Here is a 12,183-nt window from a genome sequence, read left to right as displayed (position 1 = left end):
TCATGTTTCTTGTCGTGGCACTCGTCAACCAGCGCACTGCCGGACAGTTTTTAGCGTCCTAAAAGTGGCAGCCGGGTCGTTCAAACGCCTACATCAAATAACTTGATGTCGGTTACATTGTACACGATTATCTTGAGGAAACAAAGGCATTATCTTATAAATATGACTTTTTGCTTATCTTGCAATTATCATAGCTGCTAGGCATCTTCCGGTTGCTGGTAACCCTCAGCAATCTGATTGAGTTTGCGCAACCGATGATTGACGCCTGACTTCGAAATTGTCCCACCCGGAACCATGGCACCCAACTCCTGCAACGAGACATCCGGATGGGCTAAGCGCAAAACGGCAATTTCGCGCAGTTTGGTTGGCAGATTATCCAACCCCACATGATCTTTAAGATAGTTGATATTCTCAATTTGTTTCTGGGCCGCATCAATGGTTTTGTTCATATTCGCCGTTTCGCAATTAACGAGGCGGTTCACCGAGTTACGCATATCGCGCACAATCCGGACATCTTCGAACTTAAGCATCGCATTCGTTGCCCCGATCACCTGCAGGAAATCCGCGATTTTTTCGGCTTCTTTTAAATAAACAATATAGCCGCTTCGGCGTTCGACGGTACGCGCATTCAGGTTGAAATGATTCATCATTTTCAAAATGCCGGCATTGTGATCGGCATATAATGAATAAATTTCCAGGTGATAGCGCGATGTTTCCGGATTATTCACCGATCCGCCGGCTAAAAAAGCGCCGCGCAAGTACGAACGCATCCGTTGTGGTTCTTCCAAAACCGTTGCTGGGACCGTCGTCGAAATCGCCATCGTTGTCGGATCCAAAATTGACAAATCCGACAGAATATCATTGACACCTTCCGTCAGGCGGACAATGTACTGATAATTTTTCTTGAGTTTCATTTTGCGATGAACGACCAAGTTGGCTTCATGCCGGTAAACCTGGCGAATCAAACTATAAATTCGCCGGGCAATGGCCGGGTTTTCAGTCTGAATGTTTAACACAAACCGATGGGCCATTAACGTCAGGCTGCCGTTCATCCGGATCAATGCCGACAGCTCTGCCTTCGCATGTTCAGGATGAACCTCGAGTTGGGTCAGTTCTTTTTTCACCATACTGGCAAAGCTTGCCATGCCCTCACCTCCGGATTTTTGCGCTCACTTGAAAAGCCAAATTCAAAATTTCCTTGGCCACCTTGTCGCCATCATGGAAAACGCCGCGATCACGCAACTTCAAAAAATCTTCCGAAATCACACGACAGCCCATATCCCGCAAACCTTGATAATTATGCTTAACCGGCGTCAGAATTTCGTTGTACTTTTGGTGATCGAGATAATTCTCGGGGACCGGTTCGATATTGACGAGAACGGTATCGACAAAATCCTCGCCCATCTGTTCATTCAAAACCCGAACATGGTCGGCATCGGTGAAGTTTTGCGTTTCGCCTTTCTGCGTCATGATGTTGACGATATAGATGACTTCAGCCTGCGTTTTCTTCACAGCGTCACCCAGATTGCCAATCATCAGGTTCGGCAGGATGCTGGTAAACAGACTGCCGGGCCCCAGCACAACCACATCGGCATCCATAATGGCATCAATGACTTCATGGACAGCTTTAGGTTCACCATTAGCCGGATCGGTTTCGGAGACGGAAATATGCTTGATATTCTTACCGGCAGCGGTAATTTCGGATTCACCGGATAGGCTCGTCCCATCTGTGAACTCGGCATTAAGTGTGAGCGGCGTGTTGCTGGCAGGATAAACGTGACCATCCACCTGCATCATTTCGCTCAGTTGCTGAACCGCCGGGAAAATGCCGCCTTTCATCTCTGACAAAGCCGCAATGATTAAGTTGCCAATCGCATGGCCGGCGAAAAACGCATCGGTCGTGTTAAATCTGTACTGGAAAATATCCAGATACAGACTTGGCAACTCCGACAAGGCAACAAGCACATTGCGAATATCACCAGGCGGCACTACGTTAATATAATTGCGGATGGTACCTGACGACCCGCCATCATCGGCAACCGTCACAATTGCCGTTACGTCAGCATCTTGTTCATGCAGACTATGCAAGATAACCGGCAATCCGGTTCCGCCGCCAATCACGACGACTTTAGGACGCCGCCCGCGAATGACGCGGATAAATTTAGTTTCCCGACTCATGAACGATTCACCGTCTCCTTATGTTTCTTAATGTCCCGATGGGTAATATCAACCGCATACGCATCCGAAAATGCCTTACCGATGCGCTCCGCAAACGCAACGCTTCGGTGTTGACCGCCTGTGCAACCGATCGCGATCGTCACACTGGTCTTCCCTTCGGCTTTATACTTGGGCATGATCTCAGCCAGCAAATCGTAAAATTTGTTGTAGAAACTCTCGGCATCTTCATTGTCCATTACATAGTCATAAACTTCCTGATCCAAACCGGTTTTTGGCCGGTAAGCCTTGACGTAAAACGGATTAGGCAGGAACCGGACGTCCATGACAATGTCCGCATCAATCGGCAGCCCATATTTAAACCCAAATGACATGACTTCAATATGAAAGGCTGGCTGACCGCTATTTTCTTTGAAGTTTAAGAAGATCTTTTCGCGTAACTGTCGCGGGCTCAACGTGGTGGTATCGATCACGACTTGCGCCCGATTCCGTAACTCGGTTAGTAGCACACGTTCTTTTTTAATGCCGTCCATCAACCGGCCTTCCATTGCCAAGGGATGTGAGCGGCGGGTTTCCTTGTAACGCGAAACCAGTTCTTCATCCGTCGCGTCTAAGAACAAAATGCGCGAATGAACGTAAGCGTTGTTGTCCAGATTAGCCAACATGTCGATAATCTGGTCATAAAAGGCCCGACTACGCAGATCCACGACTAGCGCAACCTTTGAGATCTTCCCAGATTCCTTAACGAGTTCCCAAAACTTAGGAAGCAGCGCTGGCGGCATGTTATCAACGCAAAAATACCCCAAATCTTCAAACGCCTGCATTGCAACGGTTTTGCCGGCACCCGACATCCCAGTGATAATAACAAGATCCAAACTTTCAGTCATAAAAGGCTCCTTTGTGCTCATATTCAATCCAGTATAACATTCCGGGCGTGTCATTCCTACCATCACAGACTCCCGAAATCAAAAAAGCCGAAGAACCGGCTTAGAAACACCGGTTCTTCGGACTTTTGGTGGACAATTTAAATGTTGCGTCGAGCAAAAGCGATGACAATACACTCGATGCCGAACAGGACGAAGAACATCGCCAACAAGGTCACCAGCGTCACTGCTGCAATCACCGGCTGCATGAACAACATCAGTGAAACAATGACCGCCAGAATATCCAGAATCAGATAAACAACAAACCAACCCGTGCCGGCAACGCGCAGATGGCCGACATTGAACAATGAGCCGACAGAATCGACCAGGAACCAGATAGCAAACATCATGGTGATCGTCGCCACGCCTAAGCCAGAATTCAATAAGAAAATCAGGCCAATGACAAGGTCAAAAATCCCCATAATCAAGGAAATCCATGCCAATCTACCGGTAAACTGGCGCAATGTGGAAAAGCCCGCAAGAACCGCAATCCCTCGAATAATGGCAACGACGGCAAAGATAAAGGTAACCGTCCTTAATGTTGCTAACGGGTACCGTAAGACCACAAAAGCAGCAACCAGAAACAGAATACCGGTGATGAACTGCCCCCAGTCAAAGCCAAAACTCTTTCGATTCAACATATTATTCCCTACTTTCTTGATCATTTATATCATACCATTTCAAAAAGTAATTCAATAAATTGAATTGCCAGAATTTTTAAAGATTTTTAAAGATACGGGCAAATGCCACTAGCCACGCATGATACGTAGCCTTTAAAAAGTGATCAAAAATCGGTCAAACGCTGCTCATTTATGTACATAAATAGTCGCGGTTTTAAACGCGACTATCAAACGCATTATTTCTTGGTGCTGCTTTTGGCCTGACCATCCTTGCCGGCAGCCGCTTCCTTGGTCCGTTTGGTGTCACGGATCAGAACCGGTTTGAGATATTGGCCGGTATAACTGTCAGCCACCTCGGCGACTTGTTCGGGCGTGCCTGTGGCAATGACACGGCCACCGCCATCCCCGCCTTCAGGACCCAGATCAATGACCCAGTCGGCAGATTTAACCACATCCAGATTGTGCTCAATGACCAAAACCGTGTTGCCTTCATCGACTAAGCGTTCCAGCACTTCCAGCAAGCGCTTAATATCATCGGTATGCAAACCGGTCGTCGGTTCATCCAGAATATAAAAGTTCTTACCGGTCGAAAGCTTCTGCAACTCACTAGCCAGCTTCATCCGCTGCGCCTCACCACCGGAAAGGGTTGTAGCACTTTGACCAAGCTTCACATAGCCCAAGCCGACATCCACAATCGTCTGCAACTTGCGGCGAATCTTTGGAATATTTTTGAAAAAGTTGGTGGCTTCTTCAACGGTCATGTCGAGGACTTCCGCAATATTCTTGCCTTTGTACGTCACTTCAAGCGTTTCGGAATTATACCGTTTGCCATGACAAACTTCGCAAGGTACATAAACGTCCGGTAAAAAGTTCATTTCGATCTTGATGATCCCGTCGCCTTTACAGTTTTCACAGCGACCACCTTTGATGTTAAAGCTGAACCGCCCTTTTTTGTAGCCACGCAGTTTAGCTTCATTGGTTTCTGCAAATAATCCGCGAATATCATCAAAAACGCTGGTGTAGGTAGCTGGATTGCTCCGTGGCGTCCGGCCGATGGGGCTCTGATCGATATTGATTAGCTTCTCGATGTTTTTATAACCCAGAATCTTATCATATGGTCCGGGTTTTTCAGAGTTGTGATTCAGCTTTTGGGCCAAGGCTCGCCGCAAAATCGAATTAACGAGCGTTGACTTGCCCGATCCGGAAACCCCGGTAACCACAATAAACTTGCCTAATGGAAAATCAACATTGATGTGCTTGAGATTATGGTCGGCAGCCCCTTCCAAACGGATCACTTTGCCATTGCCTGTCCGACGCTTCAACGGTACCGGAATAAACTTACGGCCAGATAGGTATTGCCCCGTGATCGACTTGCGTACCCGCGCCACTTGCTTAGGCGTTCCGGCCGCCATGATCCGGCCGCCATGGTCACCGGCACCCGGACCGACATCGATCAGGTAATCGGCTGCCCGCATGGTGTCCTCATCATGTTCAACCACAATGAGCGTATTGCCTAAATCACGCATCTTTTTCAAAGACGCGATTAAGCGATCATTGTCACGTTGATGCAGGCCAATTGACGGCTCATCCAGAACATACATGACTCCGCTCAAGTTGGAGCCGATCTGGGTTGCCAACCGAATCCGTTGTGCCTCGCCACCAGACAGCGTTCCGGCACTACGACTCAAGGTCAGATAGCCAAGGCCGACATTGACAAGAAAAGTTAAGCGATCGACAACCTCTTTCACGATTGGCTGAGCGATGACACTTTCAGCTTCGCTCAGCTGAATCTGCTTGAAGAATGGTAAGGCGTCTTTGATGGCCAGATCGGAAACTTCGGCGATATCACGCCCGGAAATTTTCACGGCAAGTGCTTGCCGATTCAGCCGCTTGCCATGGCAAACCGGGCAAGGCAATGCAGTCATGTAACTCCTCATCTGTTGGCGCGTAAAATCGCTGTTGGTCTCGGCATAGCGCCGGGAAATGTTGGTCAGTACCCCTTCAAACGGGACATCGACATCCCGAACGCCGCCAAAATCATTTTCATAATGAAAATGGAACGGCTTACCGTTACTGCCATCAAGGACAACGGTTCGCTCCCGTTTGGTCAACTTCTCAAATGGCACATCCATGCGCACTTTGAAGGCCGTTGCGGCTTGTTCCAACAATTCCGGATAGTACTGGGAACTGATGGGATTCCACGGAGCAATCGCGCCTTGTGCCAAGGTCATGCTTGGATCCGGGACGACCAGATCCATATCGACCGTGAGCTTAACCCCTAAGCCATCACATTCCGGGCAGGCACCAAATGGGGCATTAAACGAAAAGAGCCGTGGCTCCATTTCACCAATGGTAAAGCCACAAATCGGGCAGGCAAAATGTTCGGAAAACCGTAACGTCTCGCCGCCGATCACATCGACATTAGCATAGCCTTCCGACAGGCGTAACGCTGCTTCGAACGAATCAAATAACCGACTGCGCGCTTCAGGCTTCACCACAATTCGGTCAATCACAATATCAATATCATGAGCCTTGTTTTTATCCAGCTCATAGTCGGCCGTCGCGTCCACTACTTCACCGTCAACACGCATGCGCACATAACCTTCACGCATAATCTTGGCGAAGACTTTCTTATGACTGCCTTTTTTCCGCCGCACAATCGGCGACAAAATTTGAATCCGACTCTTCTCCGGTAGTGCTAGGACGCGATCCACCATTTGCTCGACACTCTGACTCGTAATCGGCGTACCATCGTTCGGACAAATCGGATGACCGACCCGCGCCCACAACAACCGCAGATAATCGTTGATTTCCGTGACGGTGCCGACCGTTGAACGGGGATTCTTGGAGGTCGTCTTTTGATCAATCGAAATCGCCGGACTGAGCCCATCAATCGAGTCGACATCTGGTTTCTCCATCTGGCCTAAGAATTGACGCGCATAGGCAGACAGACTTTCAACGTACCGACGCTGGCCTTCTGCATATAACGTATCAAACGCCAGGCTAGACTTGCCAGAGCCTGACAGCCCCGTCATGACCACGAGTTTGTTACGGGGAATGGTCACGTCAATATTTTTTAAGTTATGGGCACGCGCCCCATGGATCACAATTTTATCATTTGCCATTCACAAAAAATCTCCTCATTTAAAACAAGCCGCCCGTGGCCAGAACGTCACCCCATCTGGCACGATAAAGCGGATCAGTTCCTGCGTCTCATACAACGCCAGGATCACGACAACAAAACAGCCACGATCGCCGGATCTAATCAAGGTAATCATGGCTGACTTTGTTTCATCATGCAAGTTCGTTACAAAAATCTCAAGACATATCCGCTTGCAATTCCAGAATGGTATCGCGTAACGATGCCGCCTGTTCGAAATCCAGTTTCTTGGCCGCCGCCTGCATCTGTGAACGCAGGTTGGCCACCAATTCTTTCTTATCGGCTTTGGTCATGTCTTCATAATCAACCTCGGCAAAGGTCTTCTTGGCCTCGGCTTTCTCATCGTCAGATTGCTCGTAAGTCGAAATAGCTGCCCGAATCGGTTTGATAATGGTCTTAGGCTGAATATGATGCTCTTCGTTAAACTTCTCCTGAATCGCCCGCCGCCGCTTGGTTTCATCAATTGCGGCCTTCATCGAATCAGTGACTTTGTCCGCATACATAATCACTTTACCGTGCTCATTACGCGATGCCCGGCCGATCGTCTGGATTAAGGATCGTTCTGCCCGCAAGAAGCCTTCCTTGTCAGCATCAAGAATCGCAATCAGCGAAACTTCCGGCACATCAATGCCTTCACGTAAAAGGTTAATGCCAATGAGCACATCAAATTTACCAAGCCGCAGATCGCGAATAATCTTTGTCCGCTCCAGCGTCTTGATATCACTGTGCAGGTAGCGGACTTTAATTCCCATATCTTTCAAATAATCGGTCAGATCTTCCGCCATTTTTTTAGTCAAAGTGGTAATGAAGACCCGTTCATGAGCATCAATGCGTTTGTTGATTTCACCAACCAGATCATCGATTTGTCCCATCACCGGACGCACTTCAATCTTCGGATCCAGCAAACCGGTTGGCCGAATAATCTGCTCAGCAATATCTTCTTTGGGTACGCGACTCAATTCGTAAGGCCCCGGGGTGGCACTGACATACAAAATGCGCTTGACATGCTTTTCAAACTCGTCGATCTTCAGCGGCCGATTGTCCAACGCGCTTGGCAAACGAAAGCCATAATCGATCAGCATCTGTTTCCGCGCCCGATCACCGTTGTACATCCCTTTAACCTGCGGCATCGTCACATGGCTTTCGTCAACCATGATCGTAAAGTCCTTCGGGAAAAAGTCTAACAGTGTGTACGGCGGCTCGCCCGGTTTGCGGCCATCCATGTGGCGAGAATAATTTTCGATGCCACTGGTGAAGCCCATTTCGCGCATCATTTCAATGTCATAGTTGGTCCGCTGTTCCAGGCGCTGCGCTTCAAGCAACTTGTTCTCGCCGCGCAGCACCTTCAGTCGATCTTCCAATTCCGCCGAAATACTCTTGATCGCACGTTGCATCTGTTCGTCACTGGTCATAAAGTGGGTGGCCGGGAAAATGGCAACATGATCCCGCGTGCCAATGACTTCACCGGTCAATGCGTCCACTTCAGTAATTCGGTCGATCTCGTCACCGAAAAATTCGACCCGAATGGCATGATCGTCACGGCTAGCCGGGAAAATTTCAACAACATCCCCGCGAACCCGAAAACGGCCACGCTGAAAATCAATGTCATTGCGATCAAACTGGATATCGACCAGTTGCCGCAGCAACGTATTCCGATCAATGGTCATGCCGGTTCGTAGTGAAAGCACATGATTTTTATATTCATGCGGATCACCTAATCCAAAGATAGATGATACCGACGCCACCACAATCACGTCGTTTCGTTCAAGTAACGCACTGGTTGCACTATGCCGCAACTTGTCGATTTCGTCATTAATGGCACTGTCTTTTTCAATATACGTGTCCGTGCTAGGCACATATGCTTCAGGCTGGTAATAATCATAGTAAGAGACAAAATATTCAACCGCATTATGCGGGAAGAATTCCTTAAACTCGCCATAGAGCTGTCCCGCTAAGGTTTTATTGTGCGATAAAATCAAAGTCGGCTTATTCAGGTTGGCGATGATATTGCTCATCGTAAACGTCTTGCCGGTTCCGGTTGCGCCTAACAGGATTTGTTCTTTCTTGCCTTCTTCAAATCCCTTTGTCAGCTTGGCAATCGCTTGAGGCTGATCCCCAGCCGGCTGATAAGGTGAAACCAGATCAAATTTACGATCAGCGATTCGTTCGATCATCGACATGCCTCCAATCAACATGTGACGCGCGGCTATTCCCACGCGCATTAACATCCATTCGTATGCGGTGTCCCGCCGTTGTACCAAAATTTTTCATCAAAAAAGTTGGAACCGATTTGAAACGCATTCCAACTTTCATCTCGCATATTATAACATAGCGAACATACTTTCGCTACTTACTTGGCTCGTGTTCGGCCATGGTTGCTTTGGTCAGCTTGGCCAATTGATCACGACTGGCAAACTTTTCTTCCAGCATATCCGGCAAAACCTGATCGAGGAAGTACCGGACACTTGGACGGTTCTTAAATTCCAAAATGGTACTTAGACTTTCCGTGTAAATATCAAGAAAGACCTGTTCCGGATTACCTTTTTCAATTTCGCCAAATCCTTCGTAGAGCAAGTCAATTTTATCGGCCACGCTTAAAATTTGGCCTTCAAGCGTGTCGTCTTTGCCTTCAGACAAACGACGGCGATAACGATCCTGAAAATCGCGCGGAATTTCATTTTTGATGAAGTTCTCCGTCATCGTGGCCTCAACGTCGGCAAGCATCTGCCGCAATGTCGGCGTGGCATATTTGACCGGCGTTTTGATATCGCCGATGAAACGTTCCGTGTAATCATGGTTCAGCGACTTTTCGTAGAGCATCTGCCAATTAACCTTGTTCCCCGCCAATTCCTCGACATCGCCCAGCATCTGCGCGATTTCCGCAACCTTGAAGCTGTGGGCCGCCACCGAGTGCTCCTGATACTTGAAAAAGCCCGGTGCCCGCCGCAGTGTCTCCAGATTACTCAGTCCTTGGATAAATTGGTGCATGCCCATGTCAAAATGACCTCCTGTTGTTTGTTGTGACGATCAAAAAAATTACTTAAATTGCTAAAAGACTACCACCATAGCCAGACCATTGCAAGGCGTTTCACATTTTGGGACCGGGTTTTCCGGAAGTGAATGCAAACAAGAAGTTGGGCCATAATTCCGTAAGAGTGTTAACAGTCTAATGAATTCAGACGAATACAGAAAAGCTTAGGCAATAAATACCAATCCGTGCCAAACTCCGCAATCTCCGGCCAGCTGGGGCTGGAACGGGGTGGGCACGACTTTGAGCCTCAGCAAGCCCGGCTGAGTCTCAAAGCTCGGCCTTGGCCTAAAACGGGAAAACCGCCCGTTTAATGCCAATTTCACCCCTGAGCCCCATCTGGCCTACGATTGCTCCGCCTTGGCACTGACATCTTAATAATCCTACCGAATTACCCTATGGAAAACAAAGGGAGAACACTCTTCTGTTGCCAGAGGTTCTCCTTTTGCTGTAACCGTAAATTACGCTCCATTTTCTTCAACAGAAAATATCTACGCCATGATGACTAGCTTAAGCTTCTTCACGAAAATCATTCAAAGCTTTTTCGAACGCCTCAAGTTTCTCCTGCGCTTTTGCGTCGGTTTCTGCCTTGGTGCCAACATAGAATTTGACTTTTGGCTCCGTGCCGGATGGGCGAATTGCAATCCAAGTGCCGTCTTCCAAAATATATTTCAGTACATTGCTGGATGGCATCGTCAGCTTTTCAACCGTGCCGTCTGCCGACTTCGCTTCCTGACTCAGGAAGTCTTCCACTTTGGCAATCTTGACACCGGCAAAATCATCCGGCTGCTCTTCGCGGAACTTCGTCATGAGATTGGCCATCTGCTTTGGACCGTCAACGCCTTCAAAATCAACGCCAACCGTCTTTTCAGCATAATAACCGTACTTCTTGTACAGTTCCTGAACGCCATCCCAAAGTGTCTTGCCTTGTGACTGATAGTAAGCGGCTACTTCAGCCAGCAAGACCGTGGACTGGATCGCGTCTTTATCCCGAACGAATGGTTTGATCAGGTAGCCGTAGCTTTCTTCAAAGCCAAAGAGAAATTCATGTTCACCAGTGGCCTGGAAGTGCTTGATTTGATCGCCGATAAACTTGAAGCCGGTTAGCACGTTAATCATGTCCACGCCGTAATCTTTCGCAATCGCCGTCGCTAATTCGGTTGAAACGATTGACTTCACAACTGCGCCGTTTTTCGGCAACGTGCCGGCTTGTTTGCGGGCTTCGAGAATATAGTGCAGCAATACCGAAGCAATCTGGTTACCAGTCAATAACTGATAGTGGTCGCCGACTTTAACCGCAGTGCCCAAACGATCGGCATCCGGATCAGTGGCAATCAACACATCCGCACCAATTTTCTTGCCCAATGCGATCGGCAAGTCAAAGACTTGGGCAAATTCAGGGTTCGGGAACGGGGTCGTCGCAAATTCCGGATCGGCAATACTTTGTTCCGGAACCAAGCGGAAGTTTTCAAACCCGGCATTGCGTAAAACCATTTGTGCCGGAATGCGGCCAGTACCATGTAACGGGCTATAAACCAATGACATATTCTTCCCGACGGTGTGGACCAAGTCAGGATTGATTGTCACTGTAGCCACTTCGGCGTAATAGGCTTCATCCACGTCCTCGCCGATCGGCTGCATCAATTTCTTGGCCCGCAATTCGTGAACATTTAACTCTTTAATCGCAAAAAGATCAGATGCCGACCGAGCGTACTTGGTAATTTTGTCGGATTCTTCCGGCGGCATTTGACCGCCATCTGGACCATAAATCTTGTAGCCATTGTATTGCTTCGGGTTATGACTAGCCGTAATCATAATCCCGGCGTAAGTCTTCAAATGACGCACCGCAAAACTCAACTCCGGTGTTGGCCGCAGCTGGTCAAACACATAACTCTTGATGCCGTGAGCGCCAAGCACACCGGCACTTTGATAAGCAAATTCCTGACTCATGTAGCGGGAATCATAGCTAATGGCCACGCCGCGTGCCTTCGTTTCATCCGTTAAGGTGTCCATAAACCGCGCCAGGCCCTCAGTTGCCTGTCGTACCGTATAAATGTTCATCCGGCCAATGCCGGCACCAAGAACGCCGCGCATGCCAGCAGTCCCAAATGCCATGGGGGCAGCAAACGCTTCTTCCTTAGTTGTTTCGTCGTCGGCCATTTTCTTAAGATCAGCTTTTAGCTCCGGATCAAGTGTTGGTTCATCGACCCATTGTTGATACGTATCACGGTAACTCACGTGATCAGCTCCTATCTGTCTAAATTGATAATTTCGGGT

The 12,183-nt window shown here is 48.5% G+C and carries 9 protein-coding genes; all 9 read right to left on the bottom strand.

Annotated elements, in window-relative coordinates:
• Nucleotides 1-197: 197 nt before the first annotated feature.
• The gene (whiA, locus tag LACPH_RS04425) at nt 198-1,145 is read right to left on the bottom strand and encodes a DNA-binding protein WhiA (protein ID WP_047105807.1); all 948 of its coding nucleotides are present in this window, start codon (nt 1,143-1,145) and stop codon (nt 198-200) included.
• A 4-nt stretch (nt 1,146-1,149) separates the two neighbouring features.
• The gene (gene mgfK / locus LACPH_RS04420; protein WP_087911843.1) at nt 1,150-2,178 is read right to left on the bottom strand and encodes a gluconeogenesis morphogenetic factor MgfK; all 1,029 of its coding nucleotides are present in this window, start codon (nt 2,176-2,178) and stop codon (nt 1,150-1,152) included.
• Nucleotides 2,175-3,062, bottom strand: coding sequence for an RNase adapter RapZ (gene rapZ, locus LACPH_RS04415; protein WP_010489370.1), 888 nt, complete (start codon nt 3,060-3,062; stop codon nt 2,175-2,177). The genes mgfK and rapZ overlap by 4 nt, the downstream gene beginning before the upstream one ends.
• Nucleotides 3,063-3,199: 137 nt before the next feature.
• Nucleotides 3,200-3,739, bottom strand: coding sequence for an HdeD family acid-resistance protein (locus LACPH_RS04410; RefSeq protein WP_010489372.1), 540 nt, complete (start codon nt 3,737-3,739; stop codon nt 3,200-3,202).
• Nucleotides 3,740-3,954: 215 nt separating this feature from the next.
• The gene (gene uvrA / locus LACPH_RS04405) at nt 3,955-6,843 is read right to left on the bottom strand and encodes an excinuclease ABC subunit UvrA (protein ID WP_274784608.1); all 2,889 of its coding nucleotides are present in this window, start codon (nt 6,841-6,843) and stop codon (nt 3,955-3,957) included.
• 15 nt (nt 6,844-6,858) lie between these two features.
• Nucleotides 6,859-7,020 (bottom strand): hypothetical protein, encoded by a 162-nt coding sequence (locus LACPH_RS04400; RefSeq protein WP_306387286.1) that lies wholly within the window; start codon nt 7,018-7,020, stop codon nt 6,859-6,861.
• A gap of 16 nt (nt 7,021-7,036) precedes the next feature.
• Nucleotides 7,037-9,052, bottom strand: coding sequence for an excinuclease ABC subunit UvrB (uvrB, locus tag LACPH_RS04395; RefSeq protein WP_049171476.1), 2,016 nt, complete (start codon nt 9,050-9,052; stop codon nt 7,037-7,039).
• A gap of 172 nt (nt 9,053-9,224) precedes the next feature.
• Nucleotides 9,225-9,872, bottom strand: coding sequence for a YfbR-like 5'-deoxynucleotidase (locus LACPH_RS04390; RefSeq protein ID WP_010489378.1), 648 nt, complete (start codon nt 9,870-9,872; stop codon nt 9,225-9,227).
• Nucleotides 9,873-10,416: 544 nt separating this feature from the next.
• Nucleotides 10,417-12,144: a phospho-sugar mutase gene (locus LACPH_RS04385; protein WP_274784607.1), complete on the bottom strand. Its 1,728-nt coding sequence runs from the start codon at nt 12,142-12,144 to the stop codon at nt 10,417-10,419.
• Between the last annotated feature and the right edge of the window lie 39 nt (nt 12,145-12,183).

Origin of the sequence: Lacticaseibacillus parahuelsenbergensis, assembly GCF_030770265.1 — a bacterium.
Taxonomy (GTDB): Bacteria; Bacillota; Bacilli; order Lactobacillales; family Lactobacillaceae; genus Lacticaseibacillus; species Lacticaseibacillus casei.
The sequence above is the reverse complement of the archived record's forward strand: the minus strand, read 5'-3'. Positions and strand labels throughout refer to the sequence as shown.

Excerpts from the sequence above, each read along its gene's own strand:
- whiA (WP_047105807.1), bottom strand. The coding sequence starts at position 1,145 with ATGGCAAGCTTTGCCAGTATGGTGAAAAAAGAACTGACCCAACTCGAG.
- mgfK (WP_087911843.1), bottom strand. The coding sequence starts at position 2,178 with ATGAGTCGGGAAACTAAATTTATCCGCGTCATTCGCGGGCGGCGTCCT.
- rapZ (WP_010489370.1), bottom strand. The coding sequence starts at position 3,062 with ATGACTGAAAGTTTGGATCTTGTTATTATCACTGGGATGTCGGGTGCC.
- LACPH_RS04410 (WP_010489372.1), bottom strand. The coding sequence starts at position 3,739 with ATGTTGAATCGAAAGAGTTTTGGCTTTGACTGGGGGCAGTTCATCACC.
- uvrA (WP_274784608.1), bottom strand. The coding sequence starts at position 6,843 with ATGGCAAATGATAAAATTGTGATCCATGGGGCGCGTGCCCATAACTTA.
- uvrB (WP_049171476.1), bottom strand. The coding sequence starts at position 9,052 with ATGATCGAACGAATCGCTGATCGTAAATTTGATCTGGTTTCACCTTAT.
- LACPH_RS04390 (WP_010489378.1), bottom strand. The coding sequence starts at position 9,872 with ATGGGCATGCACCAATTTATCCAAGGACTGAGTAATCTGGAGACACTG.